Here is a 25982-nt window from a genome sequence, read left to right as displayed (position 1 = left end):
ATATAACAACAGTGGTTGATACTATAAATTTTGCAAAAAAAATGTGTAAAGAAAAGTACCAGTCCTATTTTTTCGCATATCATCAATACTTGCGTAAATGTTACTTCGATTTTACGTAAAATATAAAAAGAGAATTTGCTGTTGCTTTAATTGGCGGTTTTGGAAGGAATTGCAGGTGTTTGAGTGACTTATTTGAGGTGATAAGGGCTTACTCTAATTAATGCATCGTGTTTTGCAGCTTTTCTATATTATAAACTAAGCAATATAGTTGCCGCAGAATGAAGTGAATGCATTCATTTTCGTTTGTCCGCGTAAGGTCAACTGCTCATGCTTTTACCAATAATGAAACCAGCCGCCTTGAATAGTACCATGATGAGGTTAACCGATGAATGTCTCGGCTCTGGTATCCTGCTTTCGCTCTACCTCCTAAATCCATTTAGTCGTAGTGCCCCAGCGACCCCAAAGGATATGGGAAAAACCTGGAATCGATTACTGCGTAACGCGCCTATATGTGTTTGCCGTAAGCAACTTGCTTAACAGCCGCATCGACAGACGAAGTAAACGAATTTGTTTATTGATTTAGAATTGACCCTCCATTTATAAAAACGGTCAAATAAAATACTAGTGCCTATTGACAGAGTTAAGGCTCATATGTGTTAAGTTGCACCCACTCAGCAAGTTGCAGCATTTTGTGCACAAGTTTTCTTTATACCTAATTCTTCGTGAAAATGCGTTGTGACACTAAAAGTTAATACAAAAATAATAAAACCCAACAACCAGCAATTACACTCTTTTAGTTTAAATTTACCACGCCAAAAAGCTGTTATGAAAATGACGAAATTTCTAAAAGTGAAGGTAAATGTGATAAGTAGGAACACAAAAATGATAATTCCAGCTGTACTCATATTTTTCCAGTGCAACTAACGAGCCTGCAGAATAACCCGTTTTTAATTTATTTTTATTGATGCATTAACCATAGCCGAGTTCCTATTTTGATTCAATTAGTTACTTCGATTTTACGTAAAATATAAAAAGAGAATTTGCTGTTGCTTTAATTGGCGGTTTTGGAAGGGATTGCAGCTGTTTGAGTGACTTATTTGAGGTGATAAGGGCTTACTCTAATTAATGCATCGTGTTTTGCAGCTTTTCTATATTATGAACTAAGCAATACAGTTGCCATTGGGCATTCACTTTCGTTTGACCGCGTAAGGTCAATTTATTCATGCCTTTGTTAACTGTAATTCCGCTGTTTATTTAAAGGAATGCAGGCTCTATACAGCCTAGTCGTTTGCCATTCCTTCAATAAAAAGCTGCCGTCGCCCCATTGGGCTGTCTATTTTGACTTTGATTATTATAGCTAACGGTGGATTTAGATTTCTGGATCAATATTCATTACGGGAGATGAACCGCCCATTGCACTTCCTATAATAAAAAGCGCATGATGGGTGGTGTGGGGGCTGGAAGTTAGAGACCTCCGGCTACCCAGTTAGCATTAAATTTTAAAATGCTTTTCCAATTTACTGAGGAGTTCAGGGTTTTTAACAATTTCCTCCTGTAAATATTCTTTGCACTCAAAAATTTGCATTAACCATTCTTCAATGTCTTCTACGTCTGAAACTGTTTCGCTATTTCTTAATGTATCATTGTATTTTATTGAATCATTTAGTGCGCATAAGATAGTTGCTAACCAGTCATCTTTTATTTGCATTACGCTACCTCATCTTTTTCAATCATATTGGTAAGTTCGTTAAGTAATAATTTAAACCTTACGACTGACATATCTCTTTCAGGGGCAATAGTATGGTGGGTTGCGTTAAATACTGGATTATAAGAATCTCTCACTATAACTAATCCTTTTGGTAATAAAGAACCTGCGGGGAGTTTATAATATTCCCAGTGCCCTTTGAAAGTATTTGGTCTATCAAAAGTACTTATTCCTCTAGGTCTATCTCTAACTAGTACTCTATCATTTTTAATTGTTATATCAGGCTTTCTTGGAGCACCTCTTTTTCGCTCAACTTCAGTTTCAACCAAATTAAATAAAGGTTCTTTGTTCTTTGCTCTTTACTTTTTTTGCCCTCCATAAGTCTACAGGTATTTTACGACCAAAAAAACGGTCAATACTTCCTGACTCTAATAATACATCTTCTAGCAATTCTACATTATCCATAATTTTTCCCTTTGCTTTGTTGATATGACCTGACCTAAGCCATGATTTTTAATGTTAACGAGCCTGTAGAATAAGCCTTAATAAGCGGAACGTCCGCATAGCGTGCAAATAACGCTTGGTTATAATTGAGCGAAGCGACAAACCAAGCGTTATTTGCACGTTATCCGTTTGTTATATTTATGGGTTAGTAGCCAGATAAAGTGCTTTTGTATTTGTACTGCCATCTTGTAATCCACAATTATTATCCTTGGTTGTTACTACATTAACTCTGTGCTGAGAAGCCTTAGCCATCATTAATATAGATAATGCTTCTTTTTTTTCTTCTGGAGACCATTCAGTAAAGTAACTCCAATACGATCCTGACGTTGTAGTAGGATTGTTTAAATACACAACGGCTTTTAACCCCACACCTTGCTCTACCCATATCCTACCAATATATAAACCTTGGCAATCTATTGTGGACGAATAAGCTAGTGGGGATAATATTGTAAAGATAATAAATAACAGTTTTTTCATATGTATACTCTGGTTGGTTAATAAATATAACAGCTTATTCAAAGGAGCTAAAACCACAAGTTGCAGACAGAAAATCTTTTGAGTTTTTTAATACTTTCAGTCTAACTCTGTATCTAAATGTAAATCAAGGGATTTATCTTTGTTGTTTTTTTGTTGCTGTAAATCACAAGAAATAAACCCGCGAGTTGTTAAAAAACTCAAAACTGTTTGTTTATGAATACAGGAAAATAAAGCAGATAAAGATACGCGTGTCGCTCATTTTCCTGAATATGGGAGCAAACAACAGCTTGATAATTCAATGAGTTATTATCCTAAACCTATATCAACGTCAGTTTCCCACTTGAAACCATCTCTAAACTTTAATTTTCACCGTTGGGTTTCGTTGCTCTGAACCACAACCTACGATAATAAATTTTACGCCGACCTGCTTTGGTTTTCCTAGCGCCTAAATCCTAGTCCCTCCCCCGAATCGCCAATAAAAAAGCGCGAGATTAACTCGCGCTTTAAAATAACTCAAAACTGTATTTTGTCTTAAACTTACCGCTTAAGGCTTACAACTTATAGCTCTACGAGCTATTCGCCCTTCGCTTTTAAATTTATAAACTCTGCCAGTTCTTCTGGTTGCCCCATTAGGGTGAAGATCTGTTGGTTAATTTCGGTCATGGTTTGCCCTTCTGGCAAGCTTGCTGACACGGTTAATGAGCTTAAGCCTTGCGTGAAATTTTTAATCGCTTCACTCAGCTCCTCGCTGACTGGCGCTTGTTGTAGCTGCATGTTGACCATTTGCTGCATTTGCTCCAGCGTCATACCTTGCTTTTCAAGTGTTTGTTCAACGAGTGCTTTAAATTCACCTTCGTTATTGAGGGCAATTTCGATGCTGCGTGGTTCAATCTCTGCAAGCGCCTCCATTAGTAAGGTTTGTTGCTGTAATTGCTGCTCTAAAGTCGGCTGTTGACTACCTAGTTGTTGCTGCATTTTGCTCAGCGCTAATGAAGCATTCATCAGTGCGGTTGATTTTGCTAGACCGAGGTTAAAATTAAGGCCTACAATATTTTTAGCATTAAGCGCAAAGTCGATATCACTATCACCTGATTTTTCATCATAGTTCATCAGTGTATGGAGATCATAGCTAGCAGCAGCGAGTTTATTGTTAGCGTCTGGTGGTAACTGTGCTAAAAAATGCTCACTAAAGGTAAAGTTTTTTATGCTCAACTCGGTACGAGGGGCAATTTTATCTACTTTGTATCCCGCCACTTCAATGCTCGCAATATTAGCAACCGGCTGCTGATCAAAACCTGTGATTTGCATATTTGATATTTCAACACTTTGCCCAAGCACGCTAGCCGAAATATCTTCATAACTGGTTGTTACACCCATTTGCTGGCTCATTAATGCAAGCTGACGATCAACTTCTACTTTAACTTCTTGAGTCAGTGCATGATTTGCATAGCTAACACCACCGATAGCCGCAGCGACAACAACAGCAACAGTTACGAGTTTTTTCATTCTATTTCCTTATTACGATTTCTATTATCACCGTGTTATTTAGCTTAGTCTCTAACGGCTTTAGACTTAAGATTTTGCTAAGCGTATCATTCAATAATACCTTTGATAAGGCCTAGCATAAGTAAGTGCAAATTGATTTGCACTTTTTTGAGCGTGGCTAATTAATTAAACTTAGCAGTTCATGCACTGTTTTAACTGGGGTTATTTTAGCACCCAGCCCTTCCATTGATTTATGGTAATTACGAAATGGAATAAATATTTCGGTAAAACCATGTTGGGCAGCTTCTTTAACGCGCGGCACGCCACTGTCGATTGGCCGTACATCGCCATTTAAGCTCAGCTCGCCCATTATGCAGGTGGTACGCGGTACAACAAACTCATTTAAGCTACTGAGTAAGGCAGTCACTAAGGCTAAATCGATACAGGTTTCGGTTTCATCAATTCTGAGCCCGCCAACAATATTAAAAAACGTATCATGAAAGATTTTGGTTTTAGTGTGCTTGCGTAAAATACCTGTGAGCATTTTTATTCGGTTCATATTTAAACCTACACACACTCGCTGTGGAAACTCCGCCTCGGTTTCGGTGGTTAAACATTGTATTTCGAGCAACAAGTTGCGGTTACCCTTTCGAATGCAAGTAATGGTTGAACCGGGCGAGTCGGTACTTGATCCCGATAAAAATATTTCACTGGGGTTATCAACACTTAACATGCCGCGTTCGCACATTCTAAAAATGCCCACAGTATCAATGTCACCAAAGCGGTTTTTATTGGCGCGCAAGGTACGTATTTGCCCGTCGTTAGTGTCAATATGTAATAACGCATCAACAATATGCACTAAGGTTTGCGGCCCCGCTATTTCATTGTTTTTATTTACGTGAGCAATAATAAACATTGTGACGTCGTTTTGCTTGCAGTACTGTGTAAGCGCTTGCGCTGCACTTTTAACTTGTGACGGTGAGCCAGGGCTGCCGTTGGCGGTATCAGTAACAACCGCTTGAATGGAGTCGATCACCGCAAACTTGATGTTATTTTTTTCAAGCTCTTCGATAATGGTTTCAACACTGGTTTCTGATAACAAATACAGTTCGTCTGGGTTGTAATCGAGCTTTAAGCGATTAACACGATTTTTAAATTGCGATAACGACTCTTCTGCGGTGCAGTATAGCGATGGCATACGTTGAGACATGCGGGCCACTAAGTCAGACAATAAAGTGGTTTTACCCGCACCTGGATCGCCGGAAATAATATTCACCGAGCCTGTGGTAACGCCACCAGATAACACGCGATCAAGCTCACCAATACCGGTGAGTTGCTTTTCGGCTTCGGTGGTTGAGATGTCGTTAATTTTTTTAGATCCGCCGCCCACTCCACCGGCATAGCCGCCAACAACGCTGCGCGTTGCTGCTTTTTTAGTTTGCCCTGCTGAGGGCTTAAATTCGGCTAAGGTATTCCATGCGCCGCAGCGACACTGTCCTTGCCAGCGTTGGTAGTTCATTCCGCATTCGGTGCAAACAAACTCTATTTTTGCCGCTTTTGCCATTAACGTCTGCCTATATTCGTCATTTTGAAATTATTTATGCTAATACTAGGTAATGCTTAGTTTGCCATGCTGTTCTCTGTTATCGCATATTGACCTTGCCAACTAGGCAATTCAACGCCACAATCGAGATATATAAAAAGCAAAGTTTATCACTTTTATTTTAGGGCATAGTTTTTGCTTAATTTTCTGAGCTTGGGCTTTTTTGATTAATAAACTAAAGTAATGAGCCATTAATTTGGCAATTTCATACTGAATTCAAATAATAAAAATTAAAGATGGTAGCTCATTACACCGCACAGGGGCAAACCAGCAACCAAGTGAGTGTGTAAATACATGTGCAGTATACCAACTTTTTAGAATAGACGGTGATGGTTTTATAAATGACTGAAGACACTCTACTTAAATATGAAAGTTTAGTTGACGAGCTTAAATCATATTTAGGTAATGCCAAATTTGACACGATCTTTAAATCGAAGACGGCGGGTTTAACAAAGCCTGAGCAGTTCTTGATCAAGATGGAAATGTCGCGCTTGTCGCAACCTATCGCTCGGTTTATTGATTTACGCGGCCAAGTAACAGGTCAAGTGAAGCCTTATGAGTATGAAGGTAAGCAACACTTTATGGATGAAACCGCTATTGCGGTATTTGAACAAGCTATAGAACGCCATGGTGGTTATACCCTTGCTGTTTACGAAGCAGTAATGAACACCGATAATAACCATCGTGTAATGCAAAAAAAAGCCGCTGAACAAGCTAAGCAACCTGAATTACAAAATGAACAAAAATTAGATTGTCAGGTTATTAAATTTGCCTCTTATGAAAGTCGCTGTGAAGAACGGATGAATTATTCGATCAAAATCACTGTAGAACTCAACAAAGACAACACCATTGCTGCCACTACATCAGATATTTCTTTAAGTGGCTCAAAAATAAAGCTTTCACCGCGCTATCAAGTCAAAAAGGGGCAGTTGCTAGGGCTACGCTTAGTCGGTCTTGAGCAAGATTTTGAATTAGGTTTAAAAAACGGCATTCAATATGAAGTTGTTGCAGTTGAGAAAATCTCTGCGGAATTTAATCATATTCGCTTAAAACGCACGTTTATAGAAAATAACGCAAAATTTGATGAATTTTTAGAAAGCTTTATTCACGGCAACAAGCGTCGTTATAAAGTAAACTTAGATAACACCTTAGATGCCGTGGTCTCAAAAGGTTATGAGCAGTATTATATTCCGCGTGTTACGTCTTTGTTTACCTTTTTTAGTCTGCAAAATGACAAGCTCTACCCAAGTTTAATGCTGACTACTGAAAATAATATTTTCATCCAGCGTTATTTTTGTGATGAGCGCAAGCTGTCATGTTTATACACAATTTTAAATCAACAACGCTTAGCTCAGTTATTAAGTAACCCAGCCCAAGTTAAAGAGGAGTATTTATACAGCTTTACGCACGTGGTTGCTGGTAAAATATATTATTACTCTGCAACACGTACTGAGTTGACTGCTGAGCCAAAATTAAGCGCATTATTTTTTGGTTTTGGTAGTCAAAAAGAAAGCTGGCAATGCTTTAAAGTACAGTTAATGCCAAGTCACCCTGAAGATTCATATATTCCTCTGAGTTTGCCAAATACCGCTGGCAGAAATATTGAAAAATTAAATAAGCCACCAACGCCTCGCGTACAAGGAATGATCAAAGACGTAAAATACCTTGTGATTTTAACTGCGGTCGGAACAAACGCTGAACGAGTCCATTATCAAAGCTTTAATTACGATAAGAATATAGTTAACCAGCTCAAGCACTTTGGGCATGGTAAACATAAAACGCCACCAAAACTTGAAACCGTTGATCTAGAGTATGTAAATCTGCGTTCTCACAAACGCTATTTGTATAAAACTGATGTGGTACTAACAGCTCACGATGAGCAAACACACATTGCCCATAGTCGAGATTTTTCGGTAATGGGTTTACAAATTGAGTGCGACCAACCGGTTACTTTTCAAAAAGGTGAAGTGATTGAACTCAGCTTACCTGAGCTTCAAAAAATAACCAAAAAGCATGTACTTAGCAAATTAAAATACGAAGTAATGGCAGTCAGTAAGTCGTTAACTACTATCAACTTAAAAGCCTTACGTATTGCAGACAACCCACACGAGGGCGTAAAATTTTTTACACAGTTAATTGAAAACAACAAAGAAAAATTAAAAGTATCTGAAGAAGCGCCTAAGGTGCCAGGGTTATCGACAGCACTGCGAAATATGGTCACTAAAAGTGTTTGCCAATTCCCGTTTTATCTACATAAGGAAGCTGCACATTTTAAAACAGGAGCTATCGGCCAAGGCTTGTACCCAAGCCCATTGCATATAATTTTACGAAACTATGGCTTGCTTAATGATACCACCAGCATTGATGCTTTTTTATCGCCAGAGCACCTCAATGAGGTGATCACTCCGCTTATAAAAGATCGCAGTCGTCAAGATCCACCATTACCTTTCACTTTATTTATTCGTTTTGATCCTAAAGAATCAACCATTGAAGACGCTATAAAAAGCCAGTGCAGTGTTGGCGATGATTATGCCCCACAGTTACTCTTTTTAAAGAAAGGGATTAAATCTGAGTTACTCTTTATAATGCGTATTTATATTTCACGCACTGGCCGCCCCGATACGGACTACTTAGCTAACGAACTAAAATACGTAAGCCAATATGCACTGCATAAAGCCAAAGATCTTGAAGAAGCGTTATGGTCAGTAGTTGGCGTTGGTGACATGGTTGACGTAACTGATGAAGCGCTTACTCATTTGGACTTTACAGCAGAGCTGATAGAGCAAATGAATAAGCGTAAACAGATTTGGCTTAAACGGCTGATTTAACTTTCTGACTTAGCCTTCCGACTTAACTGCAGGAATACATAATAAATATAATAATTGTAACAAAGAGCCTTGGCAAATTGCTGCTGGGGCTTGTGCAACTACTTTTGGTTTACCGTGTACCGCAACACCGAGCCCTGCTGCGGCCATCATGGTTAAATCATTTGCACCATCACCGATTGCCACAGTTTGTTGCATAGGTAAGTTTAATCGCTGCTGTAATTGACTCAACACCACGGCTTTTTGCTGCGCATCAACAATCGTGCCTAGCACTTTACCTGTTAACTTATTATCTTCAAACTCCAACACATTGGCATGCACTTCGTCTAGATCAAGCTGTTTTTGTACTTGTTCTGCAAACGGTACAAAGCCACCGGAGGCAATGGCTAAATACCAATTATGCTGTTTTAGCACTTGGCATAGTGCTTTGATCCCTGACATTAATGGTAAACTATTTTTTAGTTCATCAATTAAGTTTTGCTCAATACCCGCAAGTTTAGCGACTCGTTGATGTAAGCTTTCACTAAAATCTAACTTACCAGCCATCGCTTGTGCCGTTACTGCTGCAACATCTTCATAGACATCAGCAAGCCTTGCGATTTCGTCAATACATTCAATCGTAATGGCGGTTGAGTCCATATCCATTACTAATAAACCGGGCTTAGTTAAAATCGGTGGCTTACTAACTTGTACAAGTTGAAATCCCAATGGGTGGGAAAATTCATTCAGTACCAAAGGATTAATGCCCACTTTTGCGGTATCAGTGTAAAAACACAATGCCGGCGTTAAGTTTGGATCAGGCTGATAACGGCATAGTGCAGTGACTGTAAATTGCTGTTGCGCTAAAAACTGCACAATCCTGGTTAATTGCTGGCCGCTAAAGTCCCCTGAAAAAGCAATACTAAACATTCCTTGCGGATCACTAGGTAAGCTTTCTTGCTCTTCTAAGGCATCTTGATAGTGATACCATTTACCTAACGGCAATTGCATTGCCAATTGCTCTGATGAAAGGCTCGCAAAGCAGTCCAATGTCATGATGACTCCAAAAATGATACTAATGTCTCCCCTGTAAAATAACAGTTATACCACTCGTGTTAAGTTATTGGTCATTTATAGCGACGGATAAATAGAGTGATAACAAGGCATAAATTTTGATATGCAGTTGTTCTACATGAAAAATTTATAACGCCGTTAGCGCTTTATTTAGCACGCTAGAAAGGCTAAATATTTAAGTCGATTGGTATTAATTCGCCATAAAGGAGGATTTAAGGTTATAGTTAGGCTTAGTTGTAACATCAAAAGCAAAAGCTGTCAGCAGCGTAAACGGTGACTATGAAAAATAACCATCTTAAAAACCCTATTTCAGCATCTCTTAGGCAACGCCTAGTGCGATTAAGCATTGCTGCGGCATGCTTTTTGTTACTGACTTGGGTTGCGGTTAATAGTAGTTTTCAAAGCCATCAACTACTTTATGATAATGCCGATAGCACAGCAAAAAGCTTAACCCGCTTTATGGCACTTAATGCTAAAACACCGTTACTTGAAAAAAACAAACCTGAATTAACAGCTTTATGTAACAGCATTAGCAAAGATGAGTTTGTACTAGCAGCAACGATTTACGATCATCAAGGTGTCCTTATCGCCAGTAGTGACAATTGGCAAATGCATCACTTACTTGGCAAGTTACCTAATTCAACCCCAGGGATTAGTAAACTTAAAACCCCGTTTGTTGAACCGATAATCAGTGATGACGATCGCCCTCTTGGGTTTGTTGCAATAACTTATTTGACCCGCTCAGCAGTGGCAACCAGTCATAGCAGCTTTCATGACTTAGGCCGCCAAGTATTACTGATGCTAGTGATAACCTGTATTTTTACTTGGCAATTAGGCCGTGGTTTAAAACGCTGGCAAGTAAATCGTTATATCCGAAAAAGTTCTGAGCACGAATTATAAAGCTGCTTTTTAAAACCTGCCTTGCAAGGCGTTGTGATCTGCTTTAATTGACATAACTGTTCAAACACCAAGGGTAACTGTAACGGCGTGTTTATTTGCCCTTGAAACCCAGCTAACGGCATTGCAGGTGCATCTGTTTCTAGTAGTAAATGCTCCGGTGCTATTTGAGCAACAACGGAACGTGTTTTTTGTGCTCGTTGATAAGTGATCACCCCGCCTACCCCGAGTTTAAAACCCTGTTTAATATAATACTGTGCTTGTTGCATTGAACCTGAAAAGGCATGAATAACCCCCCCCTTTTTAGGCTGGCAGCGTTTGAATGCTTGGGCGATTAAGTCATGACTTTGTCGGTGGTGCACAATCAAAGGCAACTCAAGCTGATTGGCAAGCGCGATATGATGCTCAAAAATCTGAGTTTGTACGGCTAAGTCATCAATACTGCGGTCAATTCCGCACTCACCAATAGCGATAAGTTGCGAGCGATGTTGCTCTGCAAATTCAGTTAATGCTGCTAAATGGCTATGTTGATACTCAGCTAAAAAGTAAGGATGTAAACCGGCGGCAATACGAACGTTTGTATGCTGCGCGGAAAATGCGATTAACGCCTGGGATTGTGCCAAGGTAACCCCCGGCACGATTAGTTTTTTAATGTTATGCTGCTGACACTGATTAATTAGTTGTGCGCGGCAAGCATCAAATTCAGTAAAATCTAAATGGCAGTGTGAATCAATAAATGCCATAACACTTATGGGTTTAAACGAGTAATTTGCCAACTATTCTCAGCTTGACGCTGATACATAAAGCGGTCATGCAGGCGGTGTGCACCACCTTGCCAAAACTCAATTTTAGTCGGTACTACGCAATAGCCCCCCCAAAAATCAGGCAGTGGTATTTCGCCTTTAGCAAACTTGGTTTTCATATTAGCAAAAGTTTCCATCAACACTTTACGCGATGAAACTGGCCGACTTTGTGCTGACGCCCATGCAGCCAGCTGGCTTTCTTTGGGACGTGACAAAAAGTACTTGGCAACCGCTGAAGTTGGCAGTGGTTGTGCTTCACCATAAACAATCACCTGGCGCTCCATATGGTGCCACGGAAAATGCAAAGAGATTTTATTATTGCCTTTTAGCTCTTGTGCTTTACGCGAACCCGTATTGGTAAAAAACACAAACCCGTTATCATCAAGATGCTTTAATAGCACAATACGCTGTGAAGGCTGACCGGTTTCATCAACCGTTGCCACCACCATAGCCGTTGGATCAGGCATTTGTGTCGCCACTGCATTTTCAAGCCACATTTCAAACTGCTTAAACGGACAATCAAGCAAGTTGTCTTCGCTTAACCCATTTTGCAGGTACTCGCGACGAATATCTTCGAGTTTCATATCAAATCCTTCTTTATCAGCTGTAAGCTACACCTAGCACCTAAAATTATCTGCAAGTGCTGACAAGGCGGAGTGCTTTTTTATGCCAAAGAGCATACGTTTTTGTATGTGACTTAGGCTAAAAAAGCACGACAACGTAGTCAAAGTGAACTACACGCAGCAGACGTTCACCTAAGTAGTTTAGTCTAAGATAAGGCGGACACTCGACTTATCCCTATGAGCATACGTAGTTGTATGTGATTAGGGTCAGTCGAGTGGACAACGCAGTATTAGATTAAAATACGACGGTGATTACATTTGCTCCATGACTTCAATGCCTAAAAGATCTAGGCCCGTTTTCAGCGTATCCGCTACCAAATTACACAGCACTAAACGGCTATCACGTACACTTGGCTCTACGCCTTCTTTTAGCACTGGGCAGGCTTCGTAGAATGTCATGTAAAGACTGGCAAGCTCGTATAGGTAACTACACAATACATGCGGAGTTGCTTCACTGATCATTTGGTCTAGCACTTCTTCTAGCTGCAACAATTTAAGCGCGAGGGTTTTTTCTTGTGCTTCTACAATAGCAACATCTGCGTTTAAGCTTGCCGCGTCTACGCCTGATTTACGGAAAATACTACGTACGCGAGTATAAGCATATTGTAAGTAAGGTGCTGTTGCCCCTTCAAAGCTAAGCATACTGTCCCAGTTGAAAATGTAATCGCTGGTACGGTGCTTAGAAAGGTCAGCATATTTAACTGCGCCAATACCTACTTTACGGGCAATTTCAATGCGCTCTTCATCAGTTAAGTCAGACTCGCGCTCAGCAAGCTTAGCAGCAGCTCGAGTGATTGACTCTTCAAGTAAATCAGCAAGTTTTACCGTGCCACCTGTACGCGTTTTAAATGGTTTACCGTCTTCACCCATCATGGTGCCAAATGGGCAAAATTCGTAGCTAGTTTCATCACGTAGTAAACCGGCTTTACGGGCTGTAAGCTCTACTTGATTGAAGTGTAAGTTTTGACGCGCATCAACAAAAATTAAAATACGCGCTGCGCCTAACTTGTTTGAACGGTAATCACAGGCGGCTAAATCAGTGGTTGCGTATAAGAAACCGCCACCGGATTTTTGCACGATAAACACTGATGGCTCACCATCTTTATTTGCCAACTCATCTAAAAACACCACCTGTGCGCCTTGTGACTCAACGGCCATTTTTTTATCTTGTAAGAGCTTAATGATATTGTTCAGCTCACTGTTATAAGCACTTTCAGCCATGATGTCGTCTGGTGTAAGCGTTACATTTAAGCGTTTGTATACTTCTTCAGAATGCTTTACCGAGGTTGCGATAAACAACTTCCACAGTTTTTCACAGTGCGCGTCGCCACCTTGCAGTTTTACTACGTAGTCACGAGCTTTATCGGCAAAACCTTGTTCGTCATCAAAACGCTTTTTAGCGTCGCGGTAGAAAGTTTCTAGATCAGCAAGAGCCACAGAATCTAAATCAACACCTTGGCCGATTTGATCTTCTAGATGCGCAATAAGCATACCAAATTGCGTGCCCCAATCACCCATGTGATTTTGACGAATAACCGTGTCGCCACGAAACTCCAGTGCACGAACAACCGCGTCACCAATGATCGTTGAACGTAAATGCCCTACGTGCATTTCTTTAGCTAGGTTAGGTGAGGAGTAATCAACCACTACTTTTTTCGGTTGCGCGTGCTCGGCAACAGCCAGCTTTGAATCTTGGTTTGCCGCTTTTAAGCTTTGCGCTAAAAACTCAGATTTTAAGTGAATATTTATAAAACCAGGGCCTGCAATTTCTGTTTTGTCTGCGATATCACTTACATCTAAGTGATCAATAATTTGTTGTGCAAGCTCACGCGGGTTGCTTTTCATTTTTTTAGCAGCGCCCATAGCACCGTTTATTTGGTAGTCACCAAATTGTGGGCGGGTACTCTGTGTTACCGCAGGGTTAGTATCTGCTGGTAAGCCAGCGCCAGTCATGGCTGCAATAGCTCTTTCAATTAGTAGGGTACGAATATTCATGCAATTTATTACCTTTACCAGCCCGCGTTGGCGGGCTTTAAATTAATTTTTAAGTTTAGTTTTCACGTGTGTGGTTAAACGTCACTTCTGGATAGCGCTCTACTGATAAATTAAGATTTACACGACTTGGTGCTATGTAAGTTAAGTTATCACCGCCATCTAGTGCTAAGTTGCTCTCGCACTTACGTTTAAAGTCTTCAAACTTTTTAACGTCATCCGAACTTACCCAACGTGCGGTATTTACATTCACGCTTTCGTATAAAGCATCTACGTTATATTCTGCTTTCAAACGCGCTACAACCACATCAAACTGCAATATACCAACCGCGCCTACAATTAAGTCGTTATTAATAAGTGGTCTAAATACTTGTACTGCACCTTCTTCAGACAGCTGTACTAACCCTTTTAATAATTGCTTTTGCTTTAGTGGATCGCGCAGACGAATACGGCGGAACAATTCTGGCGCAAAGTTTGGAATACCGCTAAATTTAAGCTTTTCACCTTGGGTGAAGGTATCACCAATTTGAATTGTGCCGTGGTTATGTAAACCAATAATATCGCCAGCATAGGCATCTGCTGCGCGCTCACGATCACCCGCCATAAAGGTTACCGCATCAGAAATACTGACTTGCTTACCAATACGTACATGGTTCATTTTCATGCCTTGGCTGTACTTGCCTGATACAATACGCATAAACGCAATACGGTCACGGTGCTTAGGGTCCATATTCGCTTGAATTTTAAATACGAAACCCGTGAAGTTCTCTTCTGTTGCAACAACAGTTCGGTCTTCTGTTTCACGCGGTAATGGCGTTGGTGCCCACTCAGTTAGGCCATCAAGCACATGGTCAACACCAAAGTTACCAAGCGCAGTACCAAAGTACACTGGTGATAACTCACCTGCTAAAAAAAGCTCTAAATCAAACTCGTGCGATGCACCAATAACCAGCTCTAACTCTTCACGCAGTTGCCCAGCAAGCTCATCGCCAATCGCTACATCAAGCTCAGGGTTATCAAGCCCTTTAATGCTGCGTACTTCTTGAATAGTATGGCCTTGGCCTGTTTTGTATAACAAGGTTTCGCCGCGGTGAATATGATAAACACCTTTAAACTCTTTACCACAGCCAATTGGCCATGTGATCGGTGCACAAGCTATATTTAGCTCTGTTTCAACTTCGTCTAACAACTCCATTGGGTCGCGTATATCGCGGTCACATTTATTCATAAATGTCACAATTGGTGTGGTACGTAAGCGCGTTACTTCCATTAATTTACGGGTACGATCTTCTACGCCTTTCGCCGCATCGATAACCATTAAACATGAATCTACCGCAGTAAGAGTACGATAAGTATCTTCAGAGAAGTCTTCGTGTCCTGGGGTATCCAGTAAATTAACAAGCGCTTTATTATATGGAAATTGCATCACAGAGGTAGTTACAGAAATACCGCGCTCTTTTTCCATTTCCATCCAGTCTGATTTTGCATGCTGGTTAGAACCGCGGCCTTTAACAGTCCCTGCTTTTTGAATAGCTTGTCCGAACAACAGTACTTTCTCGGTGATAGTAGTTTTACCTGCATCCGGGTGAGAGATGATAGCGAACGTGCGTCGCGTATTGATTTCATTTAATAAATTAGACATGTAAGCCGCTTTAAGTCATAACAAGACGCCACTAAAACAACCCTAAGCAAAGGGCTCTGCTGCGCACTGTAATTTGAAAATAGAATTGCCAGTATTATACCTTGTTTGTCTTAGCCAAAAAAGCAACGATTGTAAGTAATTAGCTGATAATTTAGTTTCAAATAATACCAGCCCTATTGCAGTAGCCAACGCACTAAACTTGTGTAATTTTACGCTAACGCATACTATTGGTGGATTGCATGGAGGATATTTTGTTTGGGTATGAGAACCAGTAAGTTAAGTATAAGATTATTATGGTATATCACGCCGTTGGTGATTTTACCGTTATTGTTTTTAGGTGGCTTTACTCTCACCAACGTTACCAGTTCCACGCAAAAACAAGCTGAGCTAATTGTTAGCCGTTTTGTTGAACAGCAACAACAAAAAATGTTCAATTACATTGATTCATTCCATTCCACTACAAAGTTACTCTCGGCCTCCCCGGTACTAAGTGACTTTTTAGCCGATGACTTACGCGACAATAATAATTACACTCGCAGGCTAGGCGCGCTAATGGATGTATTTGCCAGTTACTCAGAAGCTTACCCTGATATTATTAGCGTGAATTTGATTTCACCTGATGGTCAAAGTGATGCCTATTACTCTAGTAATTTAAATACCGCGCCAACCAACTACCCGTTTTTCCCGCAAGTATTACAAAGTAACTTACGCCAACAGCAGTTTATGGTACAAAAACAAGATGGCACCACTAGCCTGTATTTTATTCAACGTATTTACAGTGCCGATTACTACCTAAAGCGCCCGCAACAACTCGGTTTTATTGTCGTACACGTTGAACCATCGATTTTAAATACCAGTATTTTAGAAGCCCCCTATAACAATACGCTGAATTTACTACTCACCAATAACGGGAAAATATTATTTAGTTCAGACTATGATAAGCGCGGTCAATATATTAGTGAATATGAACTTAAACAAGTTCATAAATTAGCTGATCTAGGCAAACTTTCAACCATAGAGCTATCGAGTATAGATAAAGTTGAACGGATGATTTACGCCATCCAAATGAGCGGAGGTTATTATTATGTCTCTACCATTCCTAAAGCTTTGCTGTATCAATCAGGTAAAGCTATCAGCTTAATTACCGCGTTGATTGTCATAGTCTCAGTGATCACCCTGCCGATGCTGATTTTTATTGTGGTTCGAAATTTACTACTTAACCCAATTGAGTTACTTGGGGCAGCCAGCCATCGAGTAGGTGACGGCGATTTGTCGGTATATTTGCCTGCCCATAATAATGATGAGGTGGGGGTATTATTTAATGATTTTAATCACATGGTGAACCAAATTCGTCATTATCAAGACGAACTTGAAGAATATAAGCAACACCTAGAAGATAAGGTCGAAAGCCGTACCAAGGCACTTGAAACCATGAATAGTCAACTCGAGGTGGCCATTGCCCAAGCGGAACAAGCGAACCAATTAAAAAGCCGCTTTTTAGCCAATATGAGTCATGAGATACGTACACCACTAACCGCCATCATGGGCTTTACTGAGCAACTATTACACAGCAATAAAACCAGCGGTGATGCTTTGCATCTGAGCACTATATTACGTAACTCAAAGCATCTACTTGAGTTAATTAATAATATTCTAGACTTGTCTAAAATCGAAGCCGAAAAATTAGCAGTTGAAAAAGAGCCCCTGGATATAGTGCAATTAGTGCATGATATAGATTCAATTATTCGGCCCTTGTCACAAGAGAAAAGGCTCAATTGCAATATCAACTTTCACTTACCATTACCGCGCATTATTAATAGTGATAGCACTCGCTTAAAACAAATTCTCATTAATATTGCCAGCAACGCAGTGAAGTTTACCGAGCAAGGTTTAATTGAATTAGATATTACCTATAACAGTGATTTACAACTCATAGAATTTGCCATTAAAGATAGCGGTATTGGCATGTCAGAGCGAGAAGTTGAGCGGATATTTAAACCTTTTGAACAAGCAGATACAACAACAACACGACGCTTTGGCGGCACGGGCTTAGGCTTATGTATTTCTAAAAATTTAGCACAATTGCTTGGTGGTGACGTTCATGTAACAAGCACGCCAGGCCAAGGAAGCTGTTTCTGCATACAAATTGCCTGTAACTTACCTGCTGATAAACAACAAACAGTGCCAATGCTGACTGAGTTAAGCCAATTAACGCCCACCAAGGACTTACAACTTTCGTTTGCAGAAAATAGTTTTGATGCCAATATATTAGTCGCCGAGGATAACCCTGACAACCAAGTACTGATCAAGTTATTACTGCAAACATGGGGACTTGAACCTGATATAGCCAACAATGGTGCAGAAGCTGTTGAAATGGCGCTAGTGAATGACTATCAGCTCATTATTATGGACATGCAAATGCCTGTAATGGGTGGTTTAGAAGCCACACAAATGTTACGTCACGCCGCTTATGATGGTCCTATCATTGCGCTTACTGCGAATGTTATGAAGCATGATGTTGACACCTACCTCAAAGCTGGTTGTAACGAAGCATTGGCTAAACCCATCGATAAAGATGCCTTAGAAAATTTGCTTGTTAGCTACTTAAATATTGAAAAAGGCAGTCAAAAAAAATGGGATAGCTTGCTTAACAGCGAAAAGTTTAAACAGATCAACGACAACTATCGCTTAAAACTGCCGGATTATTTAACCGACGTTACACAGTTATACAACAATGCTGAATGGGAACAACTCAGAGCGCTGGCCCATAGTTTAAAAGGCAGTGCTGGTTGTTTTGGTTTTAGTAATATTCATCATGCGGCGGCTACACTTGAAGATAATTTACGTAGCTCTGATCACAACCGCCGTGACTATTTAGCAATGAGCTTAATTGAAGCGATAAAATATACCTGCAACAAGAACAATCATTAACCAAAAAGTAATGTCATTCCCATTAAGATAGCATCCTCATGGCCATTTTTTGATGGGTCATCACTTGGGTAGTAATTTTTACGCACCGACATTTCACTAAAGCCTGCCCGCTCATACAAGGCGATGGCGCGAGTATTGGTTTCACGAACTTCTAAAAATAAGTTTTCAGCGTGGTGTTTTTCGCCATATTCAATAAACGCGGCAAGCAATTTTTTTGCAATCCCCCTCCCCTGAAAATCAGGTGCCACGCAGATATCCATTAAAGTAAAGTCAGGCCCTGCTTTTTCACCGATATAAAAACCAATAATTTGCTGCTCACTAAACGCGGCTAAATTAAAGTAACGCCCAGCAAGACATGATTGCATGGTATTTACTGTCCACGGATGAGTGTGACACGCGTTTTCAACACGCATCAGTGCATCAATGGATAATTCAGTAACAGATTCAAAGGTTATCAAGGTGTGTGCTCATCAGCGCCCATAGTGCGCGTTTATTGTTAGCATTAAGCTGTTGATTAGGAATACTCAGTTGACCATCATGCCATGCCAGCGTATCGCTTTGCACTACTTGGCTAATTCTTAATGGGGCAATAGCGCGATTTAAATCAGCTAATAGCGTTGTACTTAGCTCTATATTTACCTGCGGCGCTGCACTTGGTGCATAAGAACGTTGTTCAGCGACAGGCTGTAATCGGAAATGCTGATTTAGTTCGAGGTTTTCTATACCAAAAATAGCTGCGTATCGTGTATGCATAAAAACTCAGTAGATTTAAACACTGGAACAATATAAGAAGTAATCAAGGCTATGTAAAGAAGAAGTGGCAGGGGCGGAGAGACTCGAACTCCCAACCATCGGTTTTGGAGACCGCTGTTCTACCAATTGGAACTACGCCCCTGCAATGACGACGAATTATAGAGACCTTTCGCTAAAGGTAAAGAAAAAAATCATTTTTTTAGTTTAACTGCCTCTTAAATAAGCAAAACGATGAATTTACATGCTACTCAATATTTTTATAACGCGCTTGCCCTAACAATATTTGAATGAAAAGAGATGTTATTTGGCTTCTTTACATCAGCAAATTTGCATTTGTATTCTATAAATTGGCTGCAGAGTATTTTCTTGGTGTTTGGTTGAACAACTTCTTAAAAGCCTGTACATAAGCGGAATCTGACGTGTACCCCAATTCGATAGCAATTTCCTGTATGCTCATTTTCGAGTCTAATAACTGCAAAGATAAAACGAGCCTTATATTTTGCCGCCACAGCGAAAATGATTGAGAAAACTCTTTCGCGCATAGCCGAGATAACGTACGCTCAGACGCCCCGACTTTTGTTGCCCATTGCTTCAATGTGAAAGGCAAATCTGGGTGCTGTTTAAGCTGTAAAAAAACAGATAAAAGGCGTTTATCCGTAGGAATAAGTAGAGGTATTTCATAGCTGTTTGCTACCTCGATTTGATCTCTCAATACGATTAACAAATGCGTGATATTAGCTTCTGATTGAGATAGTGAATTGCTCTCAAATAAAAGCAGTATTAACTCTTTCATGAAAGAATTTATTTGGCATGATTTCGCCTCACCTCCATACTGAACATACAGGTTAGGATTGAGGTAAATCGCCAAAAATTGCGTATCTGTTACAGCAATGGATTTATGAACTGTATTTGCGGGTATGTAAAGCATCCCATTATGAGGGACGATTCCACTTTTATCTCCAAGATTAGATTGCAGTAATCCTTTCAATGGAAATACTATTTGGTGCCATGGGTGTGAATGAAAATCATCAATATAACCAGACACCATGTTAATTGTTTTAGTTATGAGTTGTTGATTAGGAAAGTCTCGGATGAGATTATTAGCTTGCATAATTGGCGACTTATCTACATTAAACGTCAGTTAGTATAAATCACGCCACGTGGATTTGATATAACATCAAAAACCGATTAATCAAAAGGTAGAAAGATGCATATTCACTTTATTGTCCATGAACATTTCGAAGCCCCTGGAGCCTATGAATCTTGGGCAAAAAAACGTAATCATACAATTACTTACTCGCGAGTATATCTAAAAGAACCTCTCCCTCAACATATTGAAGATATTGATTTTCTGATTGTAATGGGAGGACCTCAAGATCCAACAACAACAATTGAACAATGTGTACACTTCGATGCAAAAAGCGAACAGGCCATTATTTCAAAAGCAATTAATGCAAAAAAAGCTGTACTTGGCATTTGTCTAGGTTCACAACTGATTGGTGAAGCGTTAGGGGCAAAATATGAACATAGCCCAGAGCGTGAGATTGGGAAGTTTTCGATAACGCTAACTGATACAGGGCTAATACATCCATTATTTAACCATTTAGGTAAAACCTTAGCAGTGGGTCATTGGCATAATGACATGCCAGGGCTAACTACTGACGCTAAAATTATTGCTTATAGTGAAGGATGCCCAAGGCAAATTGTTGCTTATAGTGATTTAGTGTTTGGATTTCAGTGTCATCTGGAGCTAACTAAAAATGTCGTAGCATTACTCATTGAAAACAGTGATCTTAGCGAAGCTAAAAAATATCGATTTGTCGATGAACCTAGCGTTTTACTTAATCATGACTATGACAAAATGAATCAGCTATTACATGGTTTTTTAGACAAACTGGAAAGTTTTTATAAATCAAAATGTTGAACAATGATTTTTTTCCTTCTATGACATCGCTAGTAATCAACCTGAGTATGCTAAAATCCATTTGATGATAAAAAAGTCCGCAATTACGCGGACTTAATTAAGATTTAATGCCTGTTAGTGCCAGACGTTTCAGGCCGAAAAATTATTCCCACTCGATTGTCGCAGGTGGTTTTCCTGAAATATCGTAAACAACGCGTGAGATACCGTCGATTTCATTAATGATGCGGTTTGAAACCAGACCTAAGAACTCATACGGTAAATGTGACCAACGTGCAGTCATAAAGTCGATAGTTTCTACACAACGAAGACTTACAACCCAATCATACTTACGTGCATCACCCATAACGCCTACAGACTTCACCGGTAAGAATACCGTGAACGCTTGGCTTACTTTATGGTAAAGCTCGGCTTTGTGTAGTTCTTCGATGAAGATAGCGTCAGCACGGCGCAATAAGTCACAGTACTCTTTTTTGATTTCGCCAAGTACGCGCACACCTAGACCAGGCCCAGGGAACGGGTGACGATAAAGCATGTCGTACGGTAAACCGAGCTCTAAACCAATTTTACGTACTTCATCTTTAAATAATTCACGCAGTGGCTCAACTAAGCCCATTTCCATGTCATCTGGTAAGCCGCCCACATTATGGTGAGACTTGATCACATGCGCTTTACCCGTTGCAGACGCTGCTGACTCGATAACATCTGGGTAGATAGTACCTTGACCTAACCATTTCGCATTTTTAAGCTTTTTAGATTCGCTATCAAATACCTTAATAAATGTATGGCCAATCGCTTTACGCTTGTCTTCAGGGTCTGATTTGCCAGCAAGATCCGCTAAGAATAATTCCTCGGCATCCACTTTGATAATGTTTAGGCCAAACTTATTGCCAAACATATCCATTACTTGCTGACCTTCATTTAGACGCAGTAAACCGTTATCAACAAATACACAGGTTAAACGGTTGCCAATCGCGCGGTGAATAAGCATAGCCACCACTGATGAATCTACACCACCAGATAAACCTAAGATTACTTCGTCATCACCCACAGTATCTTTAATGCGCTCTATGGCGTCATCAATGATTTTTGCAGCAGTCCACAGCTTTTCACAACCACAAATATCAATCGCAAAGCGTTCTAGTAAACGTTGGCCTTGATGGGTGTGGGTTACTTCTGGATGGAATTGTACGCCGTAAAAACGTTTTTCTTCATTAGACATTGCCGCATGTGGGCAAGTAGATGTTTTAGCAGTGGTTTTGAAGGTATCTGGAATTTCCATTACTTTATCGCCGTGGCTCATCCACACGTCTAAAATGCCATTGCCACCATCAGTAATATGATCTTCAATAGCGTCAAATAATGCACAGTTACCGACTTTTTCAACTTGCGCGTAACCAAACTCTTTCTTATCAGAGCTATGAACGCTGCCGCCAAGCTGAGTAGCCATTGTTTGCATGCCGTAACAAATACCAAGTACAGGTACGCCTGCATTGAATACATACTCAGGGGCACGCGGGCTGTTTTCTAAGGTTGTTGACTCAGGGCCACCAGATAGAATGATACCTTGTGGATTGAACTCACGGATCTGCTCTTCCGTTACGTCCCATGCCCACAGTTCACAGTAAACACCAATTTCTCGCACACGGCGGGCGATCAATTGCGTGTATTGCGAACCAAAGTCTAAAATAAGAATTCGTGAATCGTGAATGTCTTTGCTCATTGAGGGTCTCGTTAGTCAAGAACTAGCACTCAGGTTACCTGAATGACTATAATAAATAAGGGCTAGCGAAGCTAGCCCAGTAATTTTAATAGATTTGAAGCTATTAACCTAAGCGGTAGTTAGGTGCTTCTTTGGTGATTTGCACATCATGAACATGTGACTCACCCATACCTGCTGAAGTAACACGTACAAACTGAGGTTTAGTGTTTAATTCTTCAATCGTGGCACAACCGGTTAAGCCCATTGCGCTGCGCAGGCCGCCAACTTGTTGGTGAATGATTGTCGCGATTGGACCTTTATAAGCCACACGACCTTCAATACCTTCAGGAACAAGTTTGTCTGCTTGATTTGATTTTTGGAAATAGCGATCTGATGAACCTTCTTTTTGATCCATCGCACCGAGTGAACCCATACCACGGTATGACTTGTAGTAACGGCCTTGGTAAAGCTCGACTTCACCAGGCGCTTCTTCAGTACCCGCTAGCATTGAGCCAACCATCACACATGATGCACCAGCAACAAGTGCTTTTACGATATCACCTGAGAAACGAATACCACCGTCAGCAATCACTGGAATATCACGACCTTTTAGGCCATCAACAGCATCAGAGATAGCTGTAATTTGTGGTACACCACAACCAGTAACAATACGCGTAGTGCAGATTGAACCTGGGCCAATTCCTACTTTAACTGCATCAGCACCGGCGTCTGCAAGCGCAATCGCACCTTCAGCTGTTGCAACATTACCCGCTACAATTTGTAAGTCTGGGAACGCTTGACGTGTGGCAGCCACACGGTCGATAACACCTTGAGAATGACCATGTGAGGTATCAATTAGTAATACATCAACGCCCGCTTCGACTAATGCTGCAATACGCTCATCAGTACCTGGACCTACACCAACGGCAGCACCTACACGTAAACGACCTTGCTCATCTTTACATGCATGTGGTTTGTCTTGTGCTTTTTGATAATCTTTTACTGTGATCATGCCTTTTAATTTAAACACATCATCAACAACAAGGATTTTTTCGATACGGTGTTCGTGCATTAATCCTAAGATTTCATCACGCGCAGCACCTTCTTTTACAGTGACTAACTTTTCTTTTTTAGTCATCACTGTTGAAACCGGTTGCTCAAGCTTGGTTTCGAAACGCATATCGCGGCTGGTAACAATACCAACAAGGCCGTTTTCAGCGTCCGTTACCGGAAAACCTGAAAAGCCTTTTTCTTCTGCAAGCGCTATTGCATCTGCAATGGTTAAATCCGCTGTTACAGTAACAGGGAAAGATACGATACCCGCTTCATACGTTTTAACTTTACGTACGTTTTTGGCTTGTTCTTCAATTGTCATGTTTTTGTGGATAAAACCTAAACCGCCCTCTTGCGCTAGCGCAATCGCTAAGCGTGCTTCGGTAACAGTATCCATAGATGCTGAAACTAGCGGCAAGTTAAGTTTGATACCACGCGTTAAGCGAGTTGAAATGTTTGCCGTATGTGGCAAAACAGTAGAATGACCGGGTACTAAAAGTACGTCATCAAAGGTAAGAGCTTCTTTAGCAATTCTAAGCATTTTGGCAACTTCTCACATGTGGATCTTGTTTAAGGAATTGCGGCCAAATTTTATCAGCGTTGTGGACACGAGTAAATAAGATTTCACAATTATTTATGATAAAATACCCCCATCATCGCTTTTTAGAGTCGCTTTATGGCCGTAACATCCCAGCAGCAAACGATTTATACCGTTTCTAGGTTAAATAGAGAAATAAGAACCGTACTCGAACAAGGATTCGCATCGTTAAATTTAACCGGTGAAATATCAAATTTCATTACACCAGCCTCTGGTCATTGGTATTTCACCCTCAAAGATGATCGCGCTCAAGTAAAAGCGGCGATGTGGCGAGGCAACAATCGAGGCCAACGCTATCGCCCTGAAAATGGCGCACAAGTGACAGTTCGAGCCCGAGTATCGCTATATGAACCCCGTGGTGACTATCAGCTGATTGTTGAACACATGGAAGCTGCTGGCGAAGGGCAACTAAAGCAACAGTTTGATGAATTAAAAATGCGCTTAGCCGCCGAAGGTTTATTTAGCTCCGCCCATAAACAAACATTGCCTGGGGTTGTGCATCGTGTTGGTGTTATTACATCAGCCACAGGAGCGGCTATCAAAGATATTTTGACCGTTCTAAAACGCCGCGCTCCACAACTTGAAGTGGTGATCTACCCTGCTATGGTGCAAGGAAAAGATGCGCACCTACAATTAATTGATAAAATCAATATTGCGAATGCCCGCAATGAAGTTGATGTAATTATTTTAGGCCGCGGCGGTGGATCACTAGAAGATTTATGGTGCTTTAACCATGAACTACTGGCACGCGCTATTTTTGCCAGTAAGCTACCAATTATCAGTGCTGTCGGTCATGAAATTGATACCACCATTAGCGATTATGTTGCCGATGTGCGCGCCGCAACGCCCAGCGCGGCTGCAGAGCTTGTTAGCCCCAATAGCAGCGAACTTTATAATCAAATCCAACAACAATTAAATCGCTTAGCCAATGCGTTTAAACATCAGTTATCTGCAAAGCAAAGCATTGCAACAGCACTTGAGCACCGTTTAACATTGTGCCATCCGCGTAATCAGTTAAATCAGCAAACGCAACGTTTAGATGAATTGACCGTAGCATTACAGCAGGCAATACAACAGCGGCTCTATCAATATGAGCGCCGCTTAAATAATCTAACGCCGCGACTAATGCAGCGCTCGCCAGATCGCAAAATCACTCAGGCAAGTCATCAATTACAGCAACTGCAAGGGCGTTTAACGCAAACCATGCAGCAGCAATTACACAGTGCCCAAAATACCCTCGCAATGCAGGCTAGTCGATTAGAATCTGTAAGTCCGCTCAATGTGCTCGCTCGTGGTTATAGCATCACTAAAAATGAGCAAGGGCGAGTGATTAAGTCTATTAAGCAAGTAACTCAAGGTGATTTAATTGTAACTGAGCTTGCTGATGGCGTGATTCAAGCTCATGTCAGCTGAAG

General features: G+C 40.7%; 21 protein-coding genes, 1 tRNA gene and 1 pseudogene. 5 read left to right on the top strand and 18 right to left on the bottom strand.

Annotation, left to right across the window (positions count from 1 at the left end; translation table 11 throughout):
• Positions 1 to 1122 precede the first annotated feature (1122 nt).
• The 7 genes and pseudogenes from J7338_RS21140 to radA form a co-directional block, all read right to left on the bottom strand.
• Positions 1123 to 1349 (bottom strand): annotated as a pseudogene (locus tag J7338_RS21140) (transposase); the annotation flags it as partial.
• Positions 1350 to 1492: 143 nt separating this feature from the next.
• The gene (locus tag J7338_RS14200) at positions 1493 to 1708 is read right to left on the bottom strand and encodes a hypothetical protein (RefSeq protein ID WP_197114842.1); all 216 of its coding nucleotides are present in this window, start codon (positions 1706 to 1708) and stop codon (positions 1493 to 1495) included.
• Entirely contained in the window at positions 1708 to 2034 is a 327-nt protein-coding gene (locus J7338_RS14195) for a Tse2 family ADP-ribosyltransferase toxin (protein WP_210797663.1), read from the bottom strand. Before J7338_RS14195 ends, J7338_RS14200 begins: the two co-directional genes overlap by 1 nt.
• Position 2035: 1 nt before the next feature.
• Entirely contained in the window at positions 2036 to 2170 is a 135-nt protein-coding gene (locus J7338_RS20950) for a hypothetical protein (RefSeq protein ID WP_267459588.1), read from the bottom strand.
• Between the two features lie 177 nt (positions 2171 to 2347).
• Entirely contained in the window at positions 2348 to 2686 is a 339-nt protein-coding gene (locus J7338_RS14190; RefSeq protein ID WP_210797662.1) for a hypothetical protein, read from the bottom strand.
• 573 nt (positions 2687 to 3259) lie between these two features.
• Positions 3260 to 4192, bottom strand: a complete 933-nt coding sequence (locus J7338_RS14185) for a hypothetical protein (protein WP_210797661.1) — start codon at positions 4190 to 4192, stop codon at positions 3260 to 3262.
• 157 nt (positions 4193 to 4349) lie between these two features.
• Positions 4350 to 5735, bottom strand: a complete 1386-nt coding sequence (gene radA / locus J7338_RS14180; protein WP_210797660.1) for a DNA repair protein RadA — start codon at positions 5733 to 5735, stop codon at positions 4350 to 4352.
• A gap of 380 nt (positions 5736 to 6115) precedes the next feature.
• Between radA and J7338_RS14175 the strand changes: the two genes are divergently transcribed.
• Positions 6116 to 8602, top strand: a complete 2487-nt coding sequence (locus J7338_RS14175; protein WP_210797659.1) for a PilZ domain-containing protein — start codon at positions 6116 to 6118, stop codon at positions 8600 to 8602.
• Between the two features lie 9 nt (positions 8603 to 8611).
• On the opposite strand, the gene serB is transcribed toward J7338_RS14175, so the two are convergent.
• Positions 8612 to 9634, bottom strand: a complete 1023-nt coding sequence (gene serB / locus J7338_RS14170) for a phosphoserine phosphatase SerB (RefSeq protein ID WP_210797658.1) — start codon at positions 9632 to 9634, stop codon at positions 8612 to 8614.
• Between the two features lie 297 nt (positions 9635 to 9931).
• Between serB and J7338_RS14165 the strand changes: the two genes are divergently transcribed.
• Positions 9932 to 10552, top strand: a complete 621-nt coding sequence (locus tag J7338_RS14165) for an AhpA/YtjB family protein (protein ID WP_210797657.1) — start codon at positions 9932 to 9934, stop codon at positions 10550 to 10552.
• Here the strand turns inward: J7338_RS14165 and J7338_RS14160 are convergent.
• The 4 genes from J7338_RS14160 to prfC all read right to left on the bottom strand — a co-directional run bounded on the left by J7338_RS14160 (position 10519) and on the right by prfC (position 15609).
• Positions 10519 to 11292 carry a TatD family hydrolase gene (locus J7338_RS14160; RefSeq protein WP_210797656.1) on the bottom strand — a complete coding sequence of 258 codons (774 nt, stop codon included), beginning with the start codon at positions 11290 to 11292 and terminating at the stop codon, positions 10519 to 10521. The genes J7338_RS14165 and J7338_RS14160 overlap by 34 nt on opposite strands.
• A 5-nt stretch (positions 11293 to 11297) precedes the next feature.
• Entirely contained in the window at positions 11298 to 11936 is a 639-nt protein-coding gene (gene pdxH, locus J7338_RS14155) for a pyridoxamine 5'-phosphate oxidase (protein WP_210797655.1), read from the bottom strand.
• A 291-nt stretch (positions 11937 to 12227) separates the two neighbouring features.
• Positions 12228 to 13970: an arginine--tRNA ligase gene (gene argS / locus J7338_RS14150; protein WP_210797654.1), complete on the bottom strand. Its 1743-nt coding sequence runs from the start codon at positions 13968 to 13970 to the stop codon at positions 12228 to 12230.
• 55 nt (positions 13971 to 14025) lie between these two features.
• Positions 14026 to 15609, bottom strand: a complete 1584-nt coding sequence (gene prfC / locus J7338_RS14145; protein WP_210797653.1) for a peptide chain release factor 3 — start codon at positions 15607 to 15609, stop codon at positions 14026 to 14028.
• A gap of 261 nt (positions 15610 to 15870) precedes the next feature.
• On the opposite strand from prfC, the gene J7338_RS14140 reads away from it, so the two are divergent.
• Positions 15871 to 18540 carry a hybrid sensor histidine kinase/response regulator gene (locus J7338_RS14140; RefSeq protein ID WP_210797652.1) on the top strand — a complete coding sequence of 890 codons (2670 nt, stop codon included), beginning with the start codon at positions 15871 to 15873 and terminating at the stop codon, positions 18538 to 18540.
• Here the strand turns inward: J7338_RS14140 and rimI are convergent.
• The 4 genes from rimI to J7338_RS14120 all read right to left on the bottom strand — a co-directional run bounded on the left by rimI (position 18537) and on the right by J7338_RS14120 (position 20404).
• The gene (gene rimI / locus J7338_RS14135) at positions 18537 to 18998 is read right to left on the bottom strand and encodes a ribosomal protein S18-alanine N-acetyltransferase (RefSeq protein WP_210797651.1); all 462 of its coding nucleotides are present in this window, start codon (positions 18996 to 18998) and stop codon (positions 18537 to 18539) included. The genes J7338_RS14140 and rimI overlap by 4 nt on opposite strands.
• Positions 18985 to 19293, bottom strand: a complete 309-nt coding sequence (locus J7338_RS14130) for a hypothetical protein (protein ID WP_210797650.1) — start codon at positions 19291 to 19293, stop codon at positions 18985 to 18987. Before J7338_RS14130 ends, rimI begins: the two co-directional genes overlap by 14 nt.
• A gap of 65 nt (positions 19294 to 19358) precedes the next feature.
• Positions 19359 to 19435 (bottom strand) — tRNA-Trp (locus tag J7338_RS14125).
• Between the two features lie 198 nt (positions 19436 to 19633).
• Positions 19634 to 20404: an AraC family transcriptional regulator gene (locus J7338_RS14120; protein ID WP_210797649.1), complete on the bottom strand. Its 771-nt coding sequence runs from the start codon at positions 20402 to 20404 to the stop codon at positions 19634 to 19636.
• Between the two features lie 96 nt (positions 20405 to 20500).
• On the opposite strand from J7338_RS14120, the gene J7338_RS14115 reads away from it, so the two are divergent.
• The gene (locus J7338_RS14115) at positions 20501 to 21217 is read left to right on the top strand and encodes a type 1 glutamine amidotransferase (protein WP_210797648.1); all 717 of its coding nucleotides are present in this window, start codon (positions 20501 to 20503) and stop codon (positions 21215 to 21217) included.
• A 142-nt stretch (positions 21218 to 21359) separates the two neighbouring features.
• On the opposite strand, the gene guaA is transcribed toward J7338_RS14115, so the two are convergent.
• A complete protein-coding gene (gene guaA, locus J7338_RS14110; RefSeq protein WP_210797647.1) occupies positions 21360 to 22937 on the bottom strand; it encodes a glutamine-hydrolyzing GMP synthase in 1578 nt (525 codons plus the stop codon).
• 103 nt (positions 22938 to 23040) lie between these two features.
• Complete coding sequence (gene guaB / locus J7338_RS14105; RefSeq protein WP_210797646.1) at positions 23041 to 24510, bottom strand: IMP dehydrogenase; 1470 nt, start codon at positions 24508 to 24510, stop codon at positions 23041 to 23043.
• A gap of 135 nt (positions 24511 to 24645) precedes the next feature.
• Between guaB and xseA the strand changes: the two genes are divergently transcribed.
• The gene (gene xseA / locus J7338_RS14100) at positions 24646 to 25980 is read left to right on the top strand and encodes an exodeoxyribonuclease VII large subunit (protein WP_210797645.1); all 1335 of its coding nucleotides are present in this window, start codon (positions 24646 to 24648) and stop codon (positions 25978 to 25980) included.
• The last annotated feature ends 2 nt before the right edge of the window (positions 25981 to 25982 follow it).

The organism is Pseudoalteromonas ostreae (assembly GCF_018069805.1).
Classification (GTDB): domain Bacteria; phylum Pseudomonadota; class Gammaproteobacteria; order Enterobacterales; family Alteromonadaceae; genus Pseudoalteromonas; species Pseudoalteromonas ostreae.
The sequence above is the reverse complement of the archived record's forward strand: the minus strand, read 5'-3'. Positions and strand labels throughout refer to the sequence as shown.